The 21890-nt window shown below is 63.8% G+C and carries 17 protein-coding genes; 15 read left to right on the top strand and 2 right to left on the bottom strand.

The window, feature by feature from the left end; genetic code table 11:
• Positions 1-131: 131 nt before the first annotated feature.
• The 14 genes from AB4037_RS19715 to AB4037_RS19650 all read left to right on the top strand — a co-directional run bounded on the left by AB4037_RS19715 (position 132) and on the right by AB4037_RS19650 (position 14895).
• Positions 132-1199: a LacI family DNA-binding transcriptional regulator gene (locus AB4037_RS19715; RefSeq protein ID WP_434955232.1), complete on the top strand. Its 1068-nt coding sequence runs from the start codon at positions 132-134 to the stop codon at positions 1197-1199.
• Between the two features lie 36 nt (positions 1200-1235).
• Positions 1236-1988: a transporter substrate-binding domain-containing protein gene (locus tag AB4037_RS19710; protein WP_441772670.1), complete on the top strand. Its 753-nt coding sequence runs from the start codon at positions 1236-1238 to the stop codon at positions 1986-1988.
• A gap of 226 nt (positions 1989-2214) precedes the next feature.
• The gene (locus tag AB4037_RS19705) at positions 2215-3870 is read left to right on the top strand and encodes an amino acid ABC transporter permease (protein ID WP_441772669.1); all 1656 of its coding nucleotides are present in this window, start codon (positions 2215-2217) and stop codon (positions 3868-3870) included.
• Positions 3851-5269, top strand: coding sequence for a GH1 family beta-glucosidase (locus tag AB4037_RS19700; protein ID WP_441772668.1), 1419 nt, complete (start codon positions 3851-3853; stop codon positions 5267-5269). Before AB4037_RS19705 ends, AB4037_RS19700 begins: the two co-directional genes overlap by 20 nt.
• 305 nt (positions 5270-5574) lie before the next feature.
• On the top strand, positions 5575-6243 hold the full coding sequence (locus tag AB4037_RS19695) for an SDR family oxidoreductase (protein ID WP_441772845.1): 669 nt from the start codon (positions 5575-5577) through the stop codon (positions 6241-6243).
• Between the two features lie 164 nt (positions 6244-6407).
• Positions 6408-7883, top strand: a complete 1476-nt coding sequence (gene pdxR, locus AB4037_RS19690; protein ID WP_441772667.1) for a MocR-like pyridoxine biosynthesis transcription factor PdxR — start codon at positions 6408-6410, stop codon at positions 7881-7883.
• Between the two features lie 117 nt (positions 7884-8000).
• Positions 8001-8771: an ABC transporter ATP-binding protein gene (locus AB4037_RS19685; protein WP_434955227.1), complete on the top strand. Its 771-nt coding sequence runs from the start codon at positions 8001-8003 to the stop codon at positions 8769-8771.
• 34 nt (positions 8772-8805) lie between these two features.
• Positions 8806-9621, top strand: coding sequence for a transporter substrate-binding domain-containing protein (locus AB4037_RS19680; RefSeq protein ID WP_434955226.1), 816 nt, complete (start codon positions 8806-8808; stop codon positions 9619-9621).
• A 173-nt stretch (positions 9622-9794) separates the two neighbouring features.
• The gene (locus AB4037_RS19675) at positions 9795-10493 is read left to right on the top strand and encodes an ABC transporter permease (RefSeq protein WP_441772666.1); all 699 of its coding nucleotides are present in this window, start codon (positions 9795-9797) and stop codon (positions 10491-10493) included.
• Positions 10490-11221 carry an ABC transporter permease gene (locus AB4037_RS19670; protein WP_434955224.1) on the top strand — a complete coding sequence of 244 codons (732 nt, stop codon included), beginning with the start codon at positions 10490-10492 and terminating at the stop codon, positions 11219-11221. Before AB4037_RS19675 ends, AB4037_RS19670 begins: the two co-directional genes overlap by 4 nt.
• Positions 11208-12017 (top strand): inositol monophosphatase family protein, encoded by an 810-nt coding sequence (locus AB4037_RS19665; RefSeq protein ID WP_434955223.1) that lies wholly within the window; start codon positions 11208-11210, stop codon positions 12015-12017. The genes AB4037_RS19670 and AB4037_RS19665 overlap by 14 nt, the downstream gene beginning before the upstream one ends.
• A gap of 23 nt (positions 12018-12040) precedes the next feature.
• Positions 12041-13306 (top strand): cysteine desulfurase-like protein, encoded by a 1266-nt coding sequence (locus AB4037_RS19660; protein ID WP_441772665.1) that lies wholly within the window; start codon positions 12041-12043, stop codon positions 13304-13306.
• Positions 13307-13322: 16 nt separating this feature from the next.
• On the top strand, positions 13323-14432 hold the full coding sequence (locus AB4037_RS19655; protein ID WP_441772664.1) for an aminotransferase class I/II-fold pyridoxal phosphate-dependent enzyme: 1110 nt from the start codon (positions 13323-13325) through the stop codon (positions 14430-14432).
• 16 nt (positions 14433-14448) lie between these two features.
• Positions 14449-14895, top strand: a complete 447-nt coding sequence (locus tag AB4037_RS19650) for an NUDIX hydrolase (RefSeq protein ID WP_441772663.1) — start codon at positions 14449-14451, stop codon at positions 14893-14895.
• 135 nt (positions 14896-15030) lie between these two features.
• Here the strand turns inward: AB4037_RS19650 and glmM are convergent, their stop codons facing one another.
• A complete protein-coding gene (glmM, locus tag AB4037_RS19645; protein ID WP_434955219.1) occupies positions 15031-16374 on the bottom strand; it encodes a phosphoglucosamine mutase in 1344 nt (447 codons plus the stop codon).
• Between the two features lie 289 nt (positions 16375-16663).
• Complete coding sequence (gene glmS / locus AB4037_RS19640) at positions 16664-18487, bottom strand: glutamine--fructose-6-phosphate transaminase (isomerizing) (protein WP_434955218.1); 1824 nt, start codon at positions 18485-18487, stop codon at positions 16664-16666.
• Between the two features lie 1094 nt (positions 18488-19581).
• Between glmS and AB4037_RS19635 the strand changes: the two genes are divergently transcribed.
• On the top strand, positions 19582-21672 hold the full coding sequence (locus AB4037_RS19635) for a glycosyltransferase (protein WP_441772662.1): 2091 nt from the start codon (positions 19582-19584) through the stop codon (positions 21670-21672).
• The last annotated feature ends 218 nt before the right edge of the window (positions 21673-21890 follow it).

The raw sequence follows: 21890 nt of genomic DNA, 5'->3' as shown, positions 1-21890 counted from the left end.
TAAATGCCGCGGCATCTTTCGGTAACCTTTCCAAGGCTCTCTCATCAGCAATAAAAACGTTTTTATTTTTATTGAAAACGTTTTTATTCGCTGTTATCAGAATCCTGCAATCGTCAGACCCAGAGGGGAGGATGGCCGGAAAAACCTCGCAACCGTCGCGCCCCGCACCGCCCACCATCAAGACGCTGGCGGACAGGACAGGCTATTCCATCGCCACCATCTCCAAGGCCCTGCGTGGCCATGCCGTGGTTGCCCCGGAGACGCGGGAGGCAATCTTCAAGGCTGCCCAGGAGATCGGTTACCAGGCCAATACGCGCGGCATGGCGCTGCGCACCGGCAAGACCTACCAGGCCGCCGTGTTGATGCCGGTGACGGCCGCCCCCGACTATGAGTGGGACGGCGTCGAATATACCCAGATCCTCAGTGGCATCAGCCAGGCCCTCGACGGCAGCGACTACAACATCTCAGTGCATGTCATCCGCGACGCGGCCGATGGCTGCGAGGTTGCTCGCCGCATCGTCGAGCAGGGCCTCGCCGACGGCCTGATCTTCTCGGGGATTCTCGCCGACGACCCGCGCGTCGATTTCCTGGTGGCCCGGGACTTCCCCTTCGTCTCGCTCGGGCGCTGCCGCGGGGAGCTCGACTATGCCTACGTCGATATCGACAATGAGTGGGCCGCCCATGCCGCTACCGCCAGGCTGATCGCCGGCGGCCATCGGCGCATCGCCCTGGTCAATCCGCGGCGGCGCCTGTCTTACGCCATGGACAGGATCGATGGCTTCACCCGCGCCTTCGCCGAGGCGGGCCTCTGCGCATCCACAGATCTGATCGTCGAAGGCGACCTTTCGACGGCATTCGGCCGCAAGGCCGCGATCGAGCTGCTCGGCCGCGCCGACCCGCCGACCGCCTTCGTCTGCGTCAACGAATCCACCACGCTCGGCGTGCTCTCGGGCCTGTCCGGCCTCGGGCGCGAGATCGGCACCGATGTCGACGTCATCGCCTATGACGACATCAATGTCAGTGCCTATTTCAACCCGCCGGTCACCACCTTCTACCAGCCCATCGAGATCTGCGGGCGGTTCCTCGGTCAATATCTGCTGCAGCGCATGGCCGGCACCGCACCCGAGTCGCTGAAGCAGGTGTTCAGGCCCGAACTGGTGGTCCGGCAGCCCGACGATCTCGGCAGCCGCAAGAGCTGACGCATAGAACCAACAAAACCAATGGAGGAGGAAACCATGAAAAAACTGAACGCGATCACGGCCGCCTTGCTGTTGTCGGTCTTCGCCGGCGGCGCGCAGGCTGCCGATCTCGGCGGCAAACTCCTGAAGGTCGGCTCCGACACCACCTCGCCGCCGATGGAGAGCGTCGACCCCGCCACCAACCAGATCGTCGGCTTCGACGTGGACGTGGTCAACGCGATCTGCGTCAAGATCAACTGCAAGGCCGAATTCGTGACCACCGGCTGGGATGGCATCTTCGCCGCCCTCGACCAGGGCAGCTTCGACCTCGTCGCCTCGGGCGTGTCCATCACCGACGAACGCAAAAAGGCGATGGATTTCTCCGATCCCTATATCGTCAACAGCCAAGCGATCCTGGTGCGCGTGGCAGACCAGGACACCTCGCTCGATGGCTTCAAGGGCAAGGCCAAGAAGCTCTCAGCCCAGGCCAACACCACCGACGCCCAGGTCGCCGAGAAGATCGTCGGCAAGGACAATGTCGTGGCCTATGACAGCTTCAGCGCTTCCGTCATCGCCCTGAAAAACAAGGATGTCGACGGCGTCGTCATCAACGGCGCCAATGGCCCGGCCTACGACCGCGAATTCGCCGGAGACCTCGTGGTCGGCATCAAGGGCCTGGAATCCGACCCTCTCGGCCTCGTTTTCCGCAAGGGCGACGACAATGTCGCGGCCTTCAACGAAGGCATCAAGCAGATCAAGGCCGACGGTACGCTCGACAAACTGATCGCCAAATATTGGGGCGCCAAATAAAGCGCCCGCCCCTCCCCTGGAGGGGTCGGCCATTCCCCTTGGAATGGCCTGGGGTCGACGCGCAGCGTCGGGTTGGGCTGAGCTCTCCGCAAGACTGAGCCGCTTTTACCATTACACCCCAAGCATCTTCACCCCACCCCGGCCCTTCAGGCCGACCCTCCCCCTCCAGGGGAGGGTAGTGTCGGCTCACATCGAAACCGCGATCGCCCCGTTGGGGGAGGACCGAATGAACACTCTCAGACGCATCCGCCCCAGCAATCTGATCATTCTGACGGCCCTGCCCTTCATCATCTATCTTTTCTCGACATCGCGCGACTATCAGCGCTCGCTGCGGGCGATCCTCGGCGTCGAGAACGGCTCTTCCGCCTTCGTGCCCGGCTTCGCCGCCCTGGCCGTCGCCTTTTCGGCCGGGCTCGCCGTGCTGTTCTTCTCACGCGCCCATGCCTACAGGCCGCGCCTCGCCCTCATCGCCGCCGGCCTCACCCTCGCGGCCGCGCTGGCGATCGCGCTGGGCGGCTTCACGCATCCCTATCTCGCCTCGGCCCTGGCCAATGCCGTCGACCCCTTCACCTCGGCTCTGGTGGTGAAGGGCGTCACGCCGCGGCAGCTCACCCCGGACGCCGATATGATGCTGGGCCATGCCGAAGCCTGGCTGCTGCCTGCCTATCTCGGCCTGACCCTGCTGGGCCTCGGCCTCTTCTTCGCCGGCGGGCGCCCGAACGCGGAGCGTGAAACGCAAGTGCGGCGTGCCGGGCGCTGGATCCTCGGCCTTGTCAATGGCGTCGGCGCCGTCGGCCTGTTCTTCTTTGCGCATGTCGCCTTCGCGGCCGGCGTCGCCACCACCATCCGCGCCGCCGTCGCCGCCTATCTCCTGGCTGCCCTGCTCGGCCTCGTCTGGGTCGGCCTCCTGCAATTGCGCTACAGCGAGCGCGCCAGCCTGATCTTCGTCGCCCTCACCCTGGCGCTTGCCGTGGCTGCGGGCTGGTTCCTGATGCAGCCTCGCGACAGCTACGTCCTGGCCGGTACGCTCGAAGGCAAGGTGGCGGTCGTCGGCAATACGCCATCCAGCCTGATCGCCTCGGTACGCGAGGGTGACTTTCCCGGTGGGCCTAACGCGCCGGTGCCAGTGCGCAGCTTCGCCGGCTCGCCCGAGGCTCTTGCCGCTATCGCCAGGAAACAGGACGTCTCGGCTGCCCTCATCCCGGCCTCCGCCCGGCCCGGCGACCTGCCGGTGCTCTGGCAGACCGAACTCCTGAACGATCGCGACCGCTCAGCCGGCATCACTTTCGCGGTGCTCGCCATCATTCTCGGCCTGCTCACCTTCGGCGGGCATCTCAATTTCCGCCACCCGCTCGCCATCGGCTCGGAGTTCATCGTCGACACCATCCGCGGCATCCCGATGCTGGTGATCGTGCTCTATATCGGCCTGCCACTCAGCGGCGCGCTCAAGGACGCCACCCAGGGCGCCGTCGATCCGCCCAACCTGCTGCGCGGCATCGTCGCCATGGCCTTCGCCTATTCGGCCTATCTCGCCGAAATCTTCCGCTCCGGCATCAATGCCATCCCGATGGGGCAGATCGAGGCGGCCCGCAGCATCGGCCTGTCACGCTGGAAGACAGCGCGGCTAGTGGTGCTGCCGCAGGCCTTCCGCATCATCATTCCCCCGCTCGGCAACGAGTTGATCGCCATCCTCAAGGACACCTCGCTGCTCTCCATCCTGTCGATCCGCGACATCACCCAGCGCATGCGCGAGTTCCAGTCGGCGAGCTTCCTGCCCTTCGCGCCCTACAACTCCGCCGCCATCTTCTACATCGTCCTGACCCTCGCCGCGGCGAGCCTGGTCAACACCATCGAGAGAAAATATGACGTCAAGCATCGCTAACGACCGGCAAGCCCTGGAAACGCGCGCCCGCAGCCTGGTCTTCCCCAAGGGCTTCGTCTTCGGCGCCGCCACGGCCGCCTACCAGATCGAGGGCGCCCACGACCTCGACGGCAAGAGCGAGAGCATCTGGGACCGCTTCTGCCGCAAGCCCGGCGTGATCGTCGATGCCAGCAGCGGCGAGGTCGCCTGCGACCACTATCATCTGTGGCGCAAGGACATTGCGGTGATGAAGCAACTCGGCCTCGACGCCTATCGCTTTTCCGTGGCCTGGACGCGCATCCTGCCCGAGGGGACGGGCACGCCGAACACCGAGGGGATCGCCTTCTACGACCGGCTGATCGACGGCTTGCTGGAAGCCGGTATCGAGCCCTATCTCACCCTCTATCACTGGGACCTGCCTCAGCTCCTGCAGGACCGCGGCGGCTGGTACAATCGCGAGACCTCCGAACATTTCGCCGCCTATGCCTCGGTGGTGGCGCGCGCCTTCGGCGACCGCGTCAAGCATTGGACCACCTTGAACGAACCCTGGACCTTCTGCTGGTCTGGCCATGCCACTGGCGAGGACGCGCCGGGCCTTCATGACGGCGCCAAGGGCGGCGTCGCCGCCAGCCATCACGCTTTGCTCGGCCATGGCCTGGCCGTGCCGGCCGTGCGCGCAGAAGCGCCCGAAGCCTCCGTCGGCATCGTCTTCGACCTCAACGTGGTCGAGCCGGCCAGCGCCGATCCGCGCGATGCCGCCGCCGCCCGGCGTTTCGACGGCGCCCAGAACCGCTGGTTCCTCGACGCCGTCTTCAAGGGCAGCTATCCCGAGGACATGCTGGCGCTCTACGGCCCGATGCTGCCGGAAATCCGGCCCGGCGACAACGCCGTCATCGCCGCCCCGGTCGACTATCTCGGCGTCAACATCTACCGCCGCTCGGTGATCGCCGAGGGCAGCGAGCTGACGCCGCTCAACTACAGGCGCATCCAGCCCGAAGGCGTCTATTCCGCCGTCGACTACGAGATCTGGCCGCGTTGCATCTACGACGTCCTCCACCACGTCCATGCCAACTACCGGCCCAGGCGTATCTTCATTTCCGAGAACGGCGTGGCCACGGCCCCCGAGACCGTGACCGCCGACGGCCGCATCTGGGACGACCAGCGCGCGCTCTATTATGTCGACCATCTCGCCGAGGTCGCCAGGGCCGCGGCAGAGGGCGTGCCGGTGCAGGGCTATTTCGCCTGGACACTGATGGACAATTTCGAGTGGGCCTATGGCTACACCACGCCCTTCGGCATCACCCATGTCGATCTTGCAACGCAGGAGCGGCGGATCAAATATTCGGGTGAGGTCTATGCCCAGATCGCGGATCAGGCCCGGAGCGTCGTCCAGCCGGCGCGGAGCGCCCAACTTGGCTGACGGCGACCTGATTCATATGCGGCAAGATGTCGGGATAGAGCGCGGGTATCCTTCCCCGACTTCGGGGAAGTCCGGAATATCTTCGAAGACGAAGATGTTCCTGTCATCAATGCGGTGCAGCGACGGAAGGGGGCGCGCGATGCGGGCGGGCCGGAAAAAGTATGGTCGCGCCACCCTACCCCACCCGGCCCGGCTTGGCCGGTCCACCCTCCCCGAAACCGGGGAGGGACTCCCGCGCTCCACTCGGCATGATCAAGATGCGTGAATTCGACAGCACACCAGAACGAACCCCTACGCCCGGCACGGTGCTGATTACCGGCGCGTCGCGTGGCCTTGGGTTGGCCTTGGCCCGGCACTATGCCGGCGCGGGCTGGCGGGTGATTGCCTGCACCCGCGCCGACACGCCGCCCCCTGACGAAAATGGCCTCGAATGGCGCCGGCTCGATGTCGCCAGCCCGGCCTCGATAGCCGAGCTTGCCGCCGGCCTCGCCGGCACCCCGCTCGACCTCATGATCAACAATGCCGGCATCCGCGGCGACGTCGATGGCCTCGCCACGCTCGACGCCGACGATTTCATCGAGGTGATGCGTGTCAATGCCCTCGCGCCCCTGTTGGTGGCGCGGGCGCTCCTGCCGAACCTGCGGGCGGGAGGCGGCCGGATCATCGCCAATATTTCGAGCCGCGCCGGATCCATCGCCGAAGGCATGATCGGCGATGATGACGGCGACTATGCCTATCGCTGCTCCAAGGCAGCGCTCAACATGGCGACGGCCAAGCTGGCCCACGACCTCAAGCCCGATTGCATCACCGTACTTGCCCTCCATCCCGGCTGGGTACGAACCGATATGGGCGGCATCGAAGCCGAAATTCCGGTATCGGACAGCGCGGCGGCCCTGCAGGGTCTGATTGAGCGGGCCACATTGGCCGACAGTGGCAGTTTCCAGGCCTTCGATGGACGGCCGATCGCCTGGTGAGACACGCAGTGCGACAACGCATCGGATGAACGATATGGCCGCGGCGTCGCTGAACGTGTAATCACAGGTATGGCGACGAAGAACGGGCCGGGAAGCGACGCCCGATCGCTGCCGTCGCGAGGCAGCCGCCTGGCCGGCCGGACGATCACGCCGCTGGGAAGCCGATGGAAGTCTTCAACTATCCTGCCTGGAACCTGATTTCCTTCGAGCGCGGCTCCGCCATCCCCCTCTACCAGCAGCTTTTCGCCCAGTTGCGTGGATTGATCGCCGACGGACGGATCCCCCGCGGCGCACGCCTGCCGCCGAGCCGCATGCTGTCGGACGAACTCGCCATCTCCCGCAGCACGGTGGTGTTGGCCTATGAGAAACTGGCGACGGAAGGTTATCTGCAGAAGCGCGTCGGTTCCGGCACCTTCGTGGAACAGGTCTTTCCGGAAGATCACCTGCCGCGCCCACCGATCATGGAACCTGTCGGCAAGCGACGCCCTGCCCGCCCCTCCGCCCATGCCGAAGCCCTGCTCGCCCTCGACGTGCCACCCGAACGCCGAGAGCGGTTCGGCCTCAGTCCTGGTATTCCCGCCCTCAACGAATTTCCCTACGAGGTTTTCGCACGCCTTGCCGGGCAGCACTGGCGCGCTCATGCCGCCTCGCATACGGGCTACGACTATGCCCGGGCGACGCTGCCGCTCGGCCGGCAGATCGCCGCCTATCTGGAGGAAACACGCGGCATCGTCTGCCGCCCCGAGCAGGTCGTCATCTTCTCCAGCACGGTACAGGCGGCCGCCATGGCCGCCCATGTGCTGCTGAACCAGGGTGACCGCGTGCTGCTGGAAGACCCCGGCCACGTCACCCAGCTCGCGACGCTGACGGCCTGCGGCCTGAAGGTCGAGCCCATCCCCGTCGATGACGAAGGCTTCGACATCGCCGCCGTCACCAGTTCCAGCCTGCCGGCGCGGCTTGCCATCGTCTCGCCGGTCGAGCAGTTCCCCTTCGGCTGCACCATGTCCGCGCCGCGCCGACAGGCTCTCCTCGACTGGGCCGTGGCTGAAGACGGCTGGATCCTGGAGGATGATTTCAATAGCGAGATCCGCTGGTCGGGTGCTCCCGTCCCACCGCTCTATGCCGGCCATTCCGGCCGTGTGATCTATACCAGTTCCTTCAACCGGGTGCTGGCACCAGGGCTGAGGCTTGCCTATCTGATTGCCCCGCCGGAGTTGATCGAGGCCTTCAAGCTGGCCCAGCGCATTTTCTCCTTCTATGCCCCGCTGCCCGACCAGGCCCTGGTCGCCGAATTCATGAGCTCGGGCCACCTGGCGTCGCATCTGCGGCGCATGCGGGCGATCTATCGCGAAAGAGCGGGGGCGCTGGCGGAGGGCCTGCGCGACCGGCTCGGTGGCGATTTCATCGTTCCCGACGTCAGGGCTGGACTCCACCTCACCATCCGCTCCCATCGGCCCTTCGACGACCGCGCCGTCTCGAAGCGACTGCTCGATCACGAGATGGATTGCCCGCCCCTCTCGCGCTATTGCCGCAGCGCGCTGAAGCGGCAGGGTTTCGTGCTCGGCTTCGGCAACAATCCGGTCAAGCGCATCCGTCGCTACGCCGAAATCCTCGCCCATGCCATCGAAGAGCTTGGCTGATGCTTCGCTCCCGCGGTTGAATTGGACTGTATCACCACTGGAAATTGGCTCTTGGGCACGACCGCTTAGTCGCCCAATCTCGTGCAAACACCACCGCGCCACAGCACGGGAAATTCCATGGGGAATCAAGAACAAGTCGTGCTTCGCGCGACGGGTATTCGCAAGAGTTTCGGCACTCTTGAGGTGCTGAGCGGCGTCGACCTGACGGCTCGTACGCATGACGTCATCAGCATGATAGGCGCTTCCGGTTCGGGCAAGAGCACCTTCCTGCGCTGCATGAACCTCCTGGAGATTCCAAGCGCCGGCTCCATCGCCGTGGAGGGCGAGGAGATCACGCTCGACCGGCGCGGGGACCGCACCAAGCTGAATGCCAGGCAGATCAACCGCCTGCGCAGCCGTATGGGCATGGTGTTCCAGAACTTCAATCTCTGGAGCCAGCTCACGGTGCTGGAGAACGTCACCATCGCGCCGATCAAGGTGCTCGGCCTGTCCCGGCGCGAGGCCCAGGAGCGCGGCGAAGCCTATCTCGCCAAGGTGGGTCTATGGGAGAAGCGCTCGCACTACCCAGCCCATATTTCGGGCGGCCAGCAGCAGCGCGTCGCCATCGCGCGGGCCCTCGCCATGGAGCCGAGGCTGATGCTGTTTGACGAACCGACCTCGGCCCTCGATCCCGAACTGGTCGGCGAGGTGCTGGGCGTCATGCGTACCCTGGCCGAGGAAGGCCGCACCATGATCGTGGTCACCCACGAAATGGCCTTCGCCCGCGAGATCTCGGCCGAGGTGGTCTTCCTGCACAAGGGCGTGATCGAGGAACGCGGCCCGCCGGCCCAGGTGTTCGGCGCTTCGAAATCCGAGCGCTGCCGCGCCTTTCTGCAGCGCGTGCTGTGAATCCAGAGCTTCAAGAACAATGGAGGGGAATTCCATGAAGAAAATCGCCATCCTTCTGGCTGCCAGTGCAGTGACCTCACTGGCTTGCCTGGCCTCGTTGACTTCCATGGCCCAGGCCCGGGAGTTGCGGGTGGGCAGCGAGTGCACCTATCCGCCCTTCAACTTCAAGGACGCCAGCGGCACCCTGCAGGGCTTTGATGTCGACGTCGCCAAAGAAGTGGGCAAGCGCGTCGGTGCGGATATCAGTTTCGTCTGCCAGCCTTTCGACTCGCTGATCCCCGCGCTGATGGCCGGCAAGTTCGACATGCTGGCTGCCAGCATGTCGATCACCGACGAGCGCAAGAAGAGCATCGAGTTCAGCCTGCCCTACCGTTCCTCCACCGCCCGCTTCATCGCGGCCAAGGGGTCCAGCCTTGCGCCGCTGACGGCTGACGGCAAGGCCAATCCGGACGGGATCAAGGGCAAGGCGATCGCCATCCAGCGCTCCTCGACCTATGAGAAATACATGCGCGACAAGTTTCCCGATGCGGACATCGTGCTCTACGACACCGTCGACAACATGCTGCTGGATCTCACCTCCAAGCGCGTCGACCTGGTGTTTGCCGGGCCGATCAAGCTCGCCCAGGACTTCCTCGATAAGCCGCGCGGCAAGGACTACGCCTTTGTCGGGCCCGAGATCAACGACGTGGAATTCTTCGGGCCCGGTGTCGGCATCGGCCTGAGGAAGGACGATACCAAGCTGCGAGACGAGGTGGACGGCGCCCTGAAGGCCATGTTCGCCGACGGCGCCTTCAAGGCCATCAACGACAAATACTGGTCGTTCAGCGTGCTGCCGGCCGCAACCCAGTAGGGCAGCGCTGGCAGGCACATGTTCTGTCATTCCCGGCACGGCCATAGGCCGTGGGAAGGGGCCACCTCCGGTGGCGCCGGGGATGACGGGGCACGAACCGCGAGCAACCCCAAACGCCTCGCCGTCAGCTGCGCTGGCTTCTCTTCCAACCCCGCTGTCGGAGCGTGTTGGCCATGGACTTCTTCTTGGGCTGGGGGACGCAGATCGCCTTCGGCTTGCTGGTGACCATCGAGGTCGCCGTGCTCTCGCTGCTGCTCGGCTTCGTCTGGGCCATGCTGGGCGCGCTGGCGCAACTGTCCTCGAACGCCTTCCTGCGCGGCCTCGGCCGGGGCTTTGCCGTGGTCGTGCGCGGCACACCCGAACTCCTGATCATCCTGATCGTCTATTTCGGCGGCACCGTCGCGCTGACGGCCCTGATGAAGACCATTCGGCCCGATGCCGCCTATGTCGAGATCCCGGCTTTGCCGGCGGGCGTCTTCGCGCTCAGCCTCGTCTTCGGCGGCTATGCCTCGGAGGTGCTGCGCGGTGCCTTCCTGGCCCTCCCGAAAGGCGAGGTCGAGGCCGCCCAGGCCTTCGGCATGTCGTCCCTGACCAGTTTCATCCATATCCGCCTGCCCCTGATGTGGCGCTACGCCCTGCCGGGTCTCGGCAACAACTGGATCTCGCTGATCAAGGACACCTCGCTGATCTCGATCGTCGGCCTGGAGGAGATCATGCGCGTCAGTTCGATGGCGACCTCCGTGGCGGGCGACCCCTTCCGCTTCTACGTGATCGCCGCCATCGCCTATCTCATCCTGACCATTGTCAACACCTCGGCGGTGGACGCCCTCGAGCGCTGGGCCGCGCGCGGCGAAAGGAAGCTCGCGCAATGAACCTCGATCTCATGCTCGAAAGCTTGCCGGCCCTGCTCAAGGGCACGGCAATCACGCTGCAGCTCCTGGCCGCTTCCCTCGCCTGCGGCATGCTCATCGCCATTCCGGTGGCGATCCTGCGCATCAACGGCAACGGCGTGGTGCGCCTGATCCTGCATTGTTACATTTATTTCTTCCGGGGCACGCCGCTGCTGGTCCAGATTTTCCTGGTCTATTACGGCCTCGCCCAGTTCGATGTGGTGCGCGACAGCGCCCTCTGGCCCTATCTGCGCCAGGCTTCGGTCTGCGCCATTCTGACCTTCAGCCTGAACACCGCGGCCTATACCGCCTATATCTTGCGCGGCGCCATCCAGGCCGTGCCGGCCGGCGAGATCGAGGCGGCACGGGCCTGCGGCATGTCGACCGCCCTTGCCTATCGCACCATCATCCTGCCGCATGCCTTCCGCCTTGCCTTGCCGGCCTATGGCAACGAGGTCGTCAGCATGCTGAAGTCTACCTCCCTCGCCAGCACCATCACCGTGATGGAGCTCACCGGCGTCGCCAACACCATCGTGGCGCGCACCTTCGCCCCTTATGAGCTCTTCATCACCGCCGCATTGATCTACCTCGTCATCACCTATGTCCTCACCTCGGCCCTGCGTGCTCTCGAGCACCGGCTGAGCCGGCATAGGCGCCCCCTCGTCCAATCGCGTACCAACCTTGCCGAAAGCTCCCATGCAACGACCTGACCTCGAAGCCTTCGCCGCTTTTGCCGATTCTCTTGCCGATGCCAGCGGCGCCATCATCCGCGAGGCCCTCGCCAATCAGCGCGAATTCCTCACCAAGGACGATGCCAGCCCGGTCACCGAGATCGATCGCCGGGTGGAGGCCCGGCTGCGCGAGCAGATCGCGCGGCACTATCCTGGACACGGCATTCTCGGCGAGGAATTCGAATCGGCCGACCTCGACGCCGAATGGGTCTGGGTGATCGATCCCATCGACGGCACCAAGGCCTTCATCACCGGCATCCCGACTTTCGGCACCCTGGTCGCCCTCGCTTATCGCGGCGTGCCGGTGCTCGGCGTGATCGACAATCCCGTCACCCATGAACGCTGGATCGGCGCCGACGGTGTTCCCAGCACGCTGAACGGCAGGCCCATTCGCACGCGCGCCTGCACCGAGTTGAACAACGCGATCCTGGCCAATGGCAATCCCGAGCCCTTCGACACGGCAGAACAGGCCGCGTTCCAGGACCTGCGCGGCCAGACCCGCTGGTGCGTCTATGGCGGCGGCTGCCATGCCTATGGCCGCGTGGCCGATGGCGCGCTCGACATCAGCACCGATGGCGGGCTCGACGCTTTCGACTATTGCGCGCTTGCCCCGATCATCCGCAATGCCGGCGGCGCCATCAGCACCTGGCAGGGCGAGGAACTGACCATCCGCTCCGGCCGCCAGGCCATCGCCGCCAGCGCCACGCCCGCTCTGCATGTGCAGGTGCTCGCCTGCCTGTCCACGCAGACGCCCAGCCTACGCGCCAGCCGCTGACGTTGGCCGGAAAGGATTTGACCATGACCACAAGCATTTGGGACATCGAAGCCGTTCGCTCCGCCTTCCCGGCGCTTTCCCTCCGCGACGACGGCAAGCCGCGCATCTATCTCGACGCGCCCGGCGGCTCGCAGGTCCCCCACCGGGTCGTTGACGCAATGACGCGCGTGCTGGTCGACAGCTGCGCCAACGAAGGCGGTCCCTTCCGCACCTCGCAGGACAGCGATCGCATCCTCGCAGGGGCCTACCAAGCGGCCGCGGCCCTGCTCGGCGCGGCGGCCGACGAGATCGTGTACGGGCTGAACAGCACCTCATTGCTCTTCCATTTCTCACGCATGATCGCACGCGACTGGCGAGCCGGCGACGAAATCGTCCTCACCCGCATGGACCATGACGGCAATGTCGGCCCCTGGCTGATCGCCGCCGAGGAGCGCGGCGTCACCGTGCGCTGGCTCGATTTCGATCCCGAGACCTTCGAATATCGCTACGAGGCGCTCGACCGGCTGATCGGGCCGCGCACCCGGCTGGTGGCTTGCAACCACGCCAGCAACATGTTCGGCACCATCAACGACGTCGCCCGCATCGTCGCCGCCGGCAAGGCGGTCGGCGCCGTGACCATGGTCGACGCAGTGCAATCCGCCCCGCACATTCCGGTCGACGTGCAGGCGATCGGCTGCGACCTGCTCGCCTGCTCGGCCTACAAATTCTTCGGTCCGCATGCCGGGGTGCTCTATGTGCGCGCCGAGCTGCGCGACAGGCTGGTCCCGCTCAAGGTCCGACCCGCCGCCATGGACATGCCCTGGCGCCTCGCCCCGGGCACGCCCTCCTTCGAGGCCCTCGCCGGCACGCAGGCTGCCATCGAGCATATGGCCTGGCTCGGCGAGGCTTTCGGCGGGACGCAGGCAAGTGAGCCGCTCCGGACCCGGATCGTCGCCGGCCTGGAGGCCGCCACCGCCTATGAGGCGGAGCTGATGGACCGTTTCCTGGCTGGCCTTGCCGATATCGAAGGACTCAAGCTCTTCGGCGTTGCCAGCCGCAACCGGCTCGATGCCCGCGTGCCGACCTTCAGCTTTCGCCTGGAAGGCCGGACACCGCAGGCAACCATGGCGCATCTCGCCGCCGGCAACATCTTCGGCTGGGCCGGTGATTTCTATGCCCATGAGGCGTCGGGCGCCCTCGGCCTGCGCGAGAGCGGCGGCGTCGCCCGTCTCGGCCTGTCGCACTACACCAGCATGGCCGAAGTCGACGCCACCCTCGATGCGCTCGCCCGCTTCGCGTCGAAATCCTGAGTGGGAAAAAACAGCAATGAAATATGCCCGCATGGTGATCGAGAAGGAGGCGCCGGAGGAATATGGCTATGACCGTATCCGCTACAACCTCTCCGAGAGCTCGGTCCGTGACAGAAAACTCTCCGATTTCGGCCTCGATATTCCCGATCTCACGCTGTTCTACGGCGAACATCGTGGCGAGGAGCGTCTGCGCCGGCTGATCGCCTCGCAGGATGAAGGCCTCTCGCCCGACGACGTGCTTGTGACGGCGGGCGCGGCCGGCGCCCTCTTCATCATCGCCACCACGCTACTGTCGCCGAGCGACCATCTCGTGGTGGTCAGGCCCAATTACGCCACCAATATCGAGACGCCCCGCGCCATCGGCTGCGCGATCACCTGTGTCGATCTCGATTTCGAGACCGGCTTCGCGCTCGATCTCGTCAAGGTTGCGGAGGCCATGAGGCCAGAAACCCGCTATGTCAGCGTGACCTGCCCGCATAATCCAACCGGAACCATGCTCAGCCGGGCCGATCTCGACGGGCTGGTCGCCCTGGTCGAGCAGGCCGGCTGCAAGCTGCTGGTCGACGAAACCTATCGCGACCTCAGTCATGGTGGGGTCCTGCCGGTGGCGGCCTCGCTCAGCCCGAGCGCCATCAGCGTCTCCTCGCTTTCCAAAGCCTACGGCGTGCCCGGCATTCGCGTGGGCTGGATCATCACGCGCGACGCCGAACTGCAGGAGCGTTTCCTTGCCGCCAAGGAGCAGATCGGCATCTGCGGAAGCGTGGTGGACGAATGGATCGCCGGCAGCGTGCTCGAACGGCGCGGCCCCTTCCTCAGGGAGCAGGCGGGCTTGATCGCCGATCGCCTTGCCATCATGCGCGAGTGGATCGCGGGCGATCCCAAGCTCGAATGGGTCGAACCCAAGGGAGGCGTGGTCTGCTTTCCGCGCTTCCGCCATCCGCCCGGTTTCGACTTCGATGCCTTCTACAAGGACCTGCTGGAAAGCTTCGGAACCTATGGCGGGCCCGGGCACTGGTTCGAGATGCCGCGCAACCATCTGCGCATCGGCTTTGCCTATCCGCTCGAGGAAGAACTGAAGCAAGGCCTGGCGCAGATCTCGGCCGCCATCCGCAAGCACGGCGCCTGAGCGGGAACGGCGGGCAATGGCGAAGATCAAGGCCAGGGACCAGAAGTCACTGACGAGCGGCGCTGCGCTCCGTCAGGTCGCGGCCCTGCCTTTTCGCCGGCGCAAGGGCGGCGGCATCGAGGTGCTGGTGCTCACTTCGCGCCAGACCCGTCGTTTCATCATCCCGAAGGGCTGGGCCGAAGGCCCCAAGACCTGGAAATGGGCGGAGCGCGAAGCGCTGGAGGAAGCCGGGATCCTCGGCAAGATCAAGCGCAAGCCTATCGGCCAATACCGCTATTGGAAGCGCTTCAAGAGCCATTTTGGCATGGTCGAGGTCGACGTCTATCCATTGAAGGTCGAGAACGAACTTGAAAGCTGGCCCGAAGAAGCCCAACGCCTGCGCAAATGGCTCTCGCCCGAAGACGCCGCCTTGCTGATCGACGAGCCGCAGCTCGTCTCGCTCATCCGCAAATTCGCCGGTTGAGAGGTTGAATGGCGACCGTCCTTGCGGAAGCAACGAAGCAATCCAGCTTTGCGTTCATGCAAGGTTGAATTGCCACGCTGTGCAACCTGATCGCGATCTTTGGTGGTCGGGTCCCGGGACCCGGCCACCAAAACCTCACGCCGCCGCCTTTGTGATGGCGTCGATCACCTCGTCCACGGCCGTTTCGACGTTGGCGCGGTCGTCGGCCTCGGCCATGACGCGAATCACCGGTTCGGTGCCGGAGGGGCGGATGACCAGGCGGCCGCCATCCCCGAGCTGCTTGCGCGCGCCCTCGATCACACTGGCCACCTTGGGATCATCCAGCACCTTGCGGCGGCGGATCCGTACATTCTTGAGGATCTGGGGCAGCGGATCGAAGCGATGGCAGACTTCGCTGACCGGGCGATCGGTCTTCTTGAGCACCGCCAGCACTTGCAGGGCGGCGACCAGACCATCGCCGGTGGTAGCGAAATCCGACAGGATGATGTGGCCCGACTGCTCGCCTCCGACATTGTAGCCCTGCGCCCGCATGCGTTCGAGCACGTAGCGATCGCCCACCGCGGTGCGTTCGAGTTGCAGGCCGAGCCCGCCGAGATAGCGTTCCAGGCCGAGATTGGACATCACCGTGGCGACGATGCCGGGCTGTGTCAGCTTGCCTTCTTCCTTCCAGTCGGAGGCAACCACCGCCATCAATTGGTCGCCGTCGATGACCCGCCCCTTCTCGTCGACCATGAGGACGCGGTCGGCATCGCCATCGAGGGCGATGCCGATATCGGCACGCAGATCCCGCACTTTCTGGGCGAGTGCCCTCGGAGCGGTCGAGCCGACATCGCGGTTGATGTTGAAACCATCCGGCTCGACACCGATGGTAATCACATCTGCGCCGAGTTCCCAAAGTGCCTCGGGCGCGACCTTGTAGGCGGCGCCGTTGGCGCAGTCGAGCACGACCCTGAGGCCGTCGAGACGCAGCCCGCGCGGCAAGGTGCGCTTGGCGAATTCAATGTAGCGGGCATGCACGTCGTCGATGCGCCGCGCGCGGCCGAGATCGCGCGAACCGGCCAGCCGCGACGACAGATTGGTATCGATCAGGGCCTCGATGGCGCGCTCGGTCTCGTCCGACAGCTTGAAGCCGTCGGGGCCGAACAGCTTGATGCCATTATCTTCATAGGGATTGTGCGAGGCCGAGATCATCACGCCGATGTCGCACCGCAGTGAATTGGTGAGCATCGCCACGGCGGGCGTCGGCATCGGGCCCAGCAGCATCACGTCGACGCCCACGGCGGTGAAGCCTGTTACCAGGGCGTTCTCGATCATATAGCCCGACAGTCGGGTATCCTTGCCGATCACCACCCGGTGGCGATGTTCGCCGCGCTGGAAGGCAAGGCCGGCCGCCATGCCGACCTTCATCGCCAGTTCTGGCGTAATGACACTATTGGCCAGGCCACGGATCCCGTCCGTGCCGAAATATTTGCGACTCATGTGATAACCCCGAGCTTTCGAGGCATGGCTGCAGCATCCTGACTGCAGAGCCTCAATTATTGTTTCCGCGTTACTTGCGCCGCTTGCACCAGCATCGGGCCGGCCCAGTTGCCGTCTTGAGGCTCGGTTCCGGCCCGATGCTGCAATCTCACAGAGCAAGGCGCGTTCATGGCTGAACGCCCGTCTGCTCCAACGCTTTGTTTCCTAGCCAATCCAACGGATTGGCTAAAGCGCCCTTGCGATTCCAGGTAATGCCGTCAAATCGCAGGGCGCTTCGGCGATCCGGTGCCTATTCCACCGTCACGCTCTTGGCGAGATTGCGCGGCTGATCGACATCCGCCCCGACGAGCGCCGCTGTGTGATAGGCGAGCAGCTGGATCGGCACCGAATAGACCAGGGGCGAAACCACTTCCGGCATTGCCGGCATCACGATCGTCCTTGCACCGGAAAGCGAAGCGGCCTCGGCGCCTTTCTCATCGGTGATCAGGATGATGCGACCACCACGGGCGGCAACCTCCTGCATGTTCGAGACGGTCTTCTCGAAGATCGCATCGAAGGGAGCGATGACCACCACGGGCATGCTCTCGTCGATGAGGGCGATCGGGCCGTGCTTGAGCTCACCAGCGGCATAGCCTTCCGCATGGATGTAGCTGATTTCCTTGAGTTTCAGCGCACCCTCCAGGGCGAGCGGGTAACTGGTGCCACGGCCGAGATAAAGCACATCCTTGACCTTGGTGAGGTCGCGCGCGCAGGCCTCGATCTCATGATCAAGCCGGAGCGCCTCCGTCATCAGGCGCGGCGCTTCGATCAACGCCCGCACCAGCTCCTTTTCTGCCTCGACGGTCAGCGTGCCGCGGGCCTTGCCCGCACCGATCGCCAGGCAGGCAAGCACCGCCAACTGGCAGGTGAAGGCCTTGGTGGAGGCAACGCCGATCTCAGGGCCGGCAAGCGTGCGCACCATGGCGTCCGCCTCGCGCGACATCGTGGAGGTCGGCACGTTGACGACGGCAAGCGTGTGCTGGCCATGCTCCTGGCAATAGCGCAGCGCTGCCATTGTATCGGCCGTCTCGCCCGACTGCGAGACGAAGAGCGACAATCCGCCCTTTTCGAGCGGCGCTTCGCGGTAGCGGAACTCGGAAGCGATGTCGACCTCGACCGGCAGGCGCGCATAGCGCTCGAACCAGTATTTCGCCACCTGTCCGGCGAAGGATGCCGTGCCGCAAGCCGAGATGGTAAGGCGGCTAAGGTTCTTCCAATCGAAAGGCAGGTCCGGCAGACGAACGGTTTCGCTGGTCATGTCGATCAGCGAAGCCAGGGTGTGGGAAATCACCTCCGGCTGCTCATGGATCTCCTTGGCCATGAAGTGGCGATAATTGCCCTTTTCGACGATGGCCGCCGAAATCTCTGCCTTCTGGATGGGGCGATCGACTTGATTGAACCCCGCATCGTAGATAGTCGCGGTAGAGCGGGTGATCACGACGCTATCGCCGTCTTCAAGATAAGCGAAAGTATTGGTCAGTGGACCGAGAGCAATAGCGTCCGATCCCAGGAACATCGCCCCATTGCCATAGCCGACCGCCAGTGGCGGCCCAAGCCGGGCACCGATGATGAGATCATCCTCCCCCGCGAACAGGAATCCGAGCGAGAAGGCACCGCGAATACGCTTGAGGCATGCCTGCACGGCCTCGATCGGCGTAAGGCCCTTTTCCAGCTCTCGCGTGACGAAATGCGCGATGACCTCGGAATCGGTTTCCGACTGGAAGCTGGCGCCATCGGCCCTTAATTCGTCGCGCAATTCGCGGAAATTCTCGATGATGCCGTTGTGAACGACGGCCACCCGCTCGGTTGCATGCGGATGGGCATTGTCTTCAGTAGGCCTGCCGTGAGTCGCCCAACGGGTATGGCCGATACCGCTGGTACCGCTAAGCGGTGCCCGACCGAGCTTGGCTTCCAGATTGACCAGCTTGCCCTCGGCGCGCCGGCGGACGATGGCTCCGCCCTCCAGGGTTGCAATACCGGCGGAATCATACCCCCGATATTCCAGTCTTCGCAGCGCATCCACCAGCGGCATGGCCACTGATTCGCTGCCAAGAACACAAACAATACCACACATGTGCTCTACCTTATCTTGGTCCGAATCAAAACAATGATGTTTTCGATTAAGGAACTCTGGATAGTAGGCATATTCAAAATGCCCTATGTTTTGTAACGGCAGGCGGCCGCCACCCATCTCGGCGCAAAGCCGCATGACGGGGTTGGCCAGACATTCGAGCAAGCTTCCGGCACCTTACAAGGCGCCCGCCACCCCCTGCCGATTTGTTGTGATGAGATTGACGGTCAACCGTCGAAATCCCTTGCCGCGACAGGCTGGTGTTGGATTGCCCACCCTGCGGCGACCGGTCCGGACACAGCGCCAAAACGCACGGAATGGCGGCCCGAAATCGAACCGCCCCATACTTCCCTGCCTCGCAACTGATCGCACCCCGGTCATAAAAGATTCATCTACAGTCAGCCCCGTGAACTCAACATACACAATATGTTCAGAATATGGTCAGTGTAAATACAGCACATTTCTTCTGTTATACCCATCACGTTCATATTGATGAACAAAATGGGGTTTGATCAGCCTATTTATGGTTATTCAAAATTGGCTTCACCAAGCAGAAAACATTATAAGCTTGCAATCCATTTTCGATGAGTCTAAAAAGCCGACTCGCTGAGGTTGGCAATGCCATAGGTACTGATGAATCGTGCCGTATGGGGCATTGGTTGAATCGGAGGACGGATGGCGAAAGAGGCCTGTGCGCTATCGATGTTTCTGGGCGCAGCAGTTCCACTCGCTCACGCTGCCCATCCATTCGCCAGAGCTCCGGCGCTCCGTTCGGCTGCGCGGACATTGCTGCATTGCAATATCCGCAGGTCTCGTGTGGGGCGAACGTTCGGCGTGATTGCGCATGTCGGTCCACCGCCACCCGCTGCAACCGACTGCTTGAAACGGACATGACGCCGCCCGAGGGGAAAACAAAAGAAATTGGAATCGTTCAAAGAAGCGACCCACATTTCTTGCTGTAGACGCCTAGAAAATCATCAGTTGAAAACCAAATAGTTGCCTTACTTGCGTCATTCTTTTGTAAAGATTATCTGATCTTTATGGAATTAATGATTGAGTATGGAATCTATACATGGGCAACCACGGGATAGGCACTATTGAAACCTAACAGATTTCCATCGTCGGAGACCGCCGACGCGCCTTTACTCTCGGTCCATGAGGGTGGACACGCTTGGTTTTCTACCGTCGACGTCTATTCGCAAGCCGTGCGCGCCGAATGCGCCGATCTGGTCAAGCGTGCCGACAATGTCGAAACCGCCCAGGTTGCGCTTCCGCGCCTGAAATATCTGCTTTCCCGCTTCCCGGGGGAGCTGGACGTCAATCTCTCCCACGCACTCGTCGCCGAGATGACCCGTGTCCGCGAGGGCATGCTGGAGCTATGGACTGACGTCCACGAAAAATTCCCCGACAATTACCGAGCCCTGCAATATCGGTTGCGCTGGCTGTCACGGCATCAGCGCACCACCGAAGGCCTCGAAATCCTGGAGCGCCATTATCCCGGCGTGCCCTCCGACGCGGATCGGCGCCTCAACAAGGCCGAACTCCTCGTCGAACTGCGAGAAATCGCACCTGCCAAGGCACTGTTCGTCTCAACCCTGGCCGATTTCCCGGACTCCAAGAACGCGTCGCTCATCTACGCCAAGCGGCTGCGCGAATGGGGGGAATTGACCGAAGCCCTGGCGATCCTGGATCGGCTTCTGGCAACCGAACAGGCGCCCAAGAATGCCTCGGTGATGGCCGAGGAACTGCGCAAGGGCATGGAAGTCCTCGACCGGCACGCACCGGACTGGCGGACATGCGGCATACCTGCACGCATCGTGGTGCTGAGGACGGCCATCGACATCTTCCGCAACCGATCCGTGCGTCCGGTGGCGCCGGGCCGGCTCGGCTCCGTCTCGCTGATCACGGGCAGCCTCGGCACCGGCGGCGCGGAACGGCAGCTTGCCCGCACGGCGGCGCGGCTGGAGCGCACCCGGCGCGAAAGCGGCAGCATCTCCGGCCGGCAGATCCGCGGTCCGATTCAGGTCGTGGTCAAGTCGCTCAGCCGCGAGAACAATCACGATTTCTTTCTGCCCATGATCGCCTGCGAGCAGGTCGAGGCCTATCAGATCGACAACATGACGCCGGCCCGCCCGGTGGACCTCGTGGCGGAAGACAGCGATCTTCGGCATTTGCTGCCCCTGGTGCCGGCCCATGCCGCCTTCGGCGCCCAGCGCCTGGTCGAGCACTTCCGCCGCCATGACACCGACGTGGCCTATATCTGGCAGGACGGTGCCGTGCTGTTCGCCGCACTGGCAGCGCTCGTGGCCGGTGTTCCACGTATCGTCCTCAATGCGCGCGGCCTGCCGCCGGTTTTGCGCCCCCATCTGTTCCGGGGTGAATATGAGCCGATGTACCGGGCCCTGGCTCAAATTCCAGGCGTGGAGTTCATGAGCAACAGCCATGCAGCCGCCAAGGCCTATTGCGATTGGCTCGGCCTGCCGCAGGAGCGCTTCAACATCGTTCATAACGGTGTCGAGCATCTGCCGCCCGACCCGAACGAGACCGATGAAGAACGCTGGCAGAAATTCGAGCGCCGTACGGCGGATGCCACCGAAACGATCGGCGGCGTGTTCCGCATCGATGTCGACAAGCGCCCGGAACTCTGGATCGATTTCGCCCGCGCCTATCACGAGGCCCGGCCCAACGCCCGCTTCGTCCTGGTCGGCAGCGGGCCGCTGCTGCCCCGGGTGCGCCAACGTGCCGCCGAACTCGGCATAGCAGACCGAATCCTGTTCGTGGGCCGTTCGGCCAGCGTCGGCTATTGGCTGGCGAAGATGGATGCCTTCGTGCTGCTGTCGCGCTTCGAGGGCCTGCCCAACGTGCTCATCGAGGCCCAGCTCGCCGGCATTCCGGTGGTGAGCACCCCGGCCGGCGGCGCCTGCGAAACCTTCACGCCGGGCGTGACGGGATTGGCCACCGACACGGTCGAGGCGGTCGATCTCGAAGCCTTATGCGCCAAGGTGGCCCACGTCGTCGACTGGCGGCGCTCCGATCCAAGCCTTGCGGATCGCATCCGGCAGATCGCTTCCGAACGCTTCTCCACCACCCTGATGGTGCAGCGAACCGTGGATTTATTGGCAAGTCCGCCGGCGGCAGATCCTCCAGCCGAGCAACCACGGAAATACAAGAGGGCCCGCGCCCGCTGAACGCCACAGCCGGAGGCGAGCTGTCGACGATACCGACGACATGGGACCTGATAGCACCAGAGATCGAGCCATAAAAAATTAAATCTGCAGTAAAATGCGTTCGTTGTAATAATTAGGATCAACATCCCTAAGTATATGAAATATAATATAGTTTACTAAAATTTAATTATTGCCATCGTAACGCCAAATTCAGATGCTGTACTGGCTTCAAGATCAAA

The sequence above is a fragment of the Labrys sp. KB_33_2 genome (assembly GCF_052114505.1).
Taxonomy (GTDB): Bacteria; Pseudomonadota; Alphaproteobacteria; order Rhizobiales; family Labraceae; genus Labrys.
Note: the sequence above shows the minus strand (reverse complement) of the source record. Positions and strands in the feature narration are given on the sequence as shown.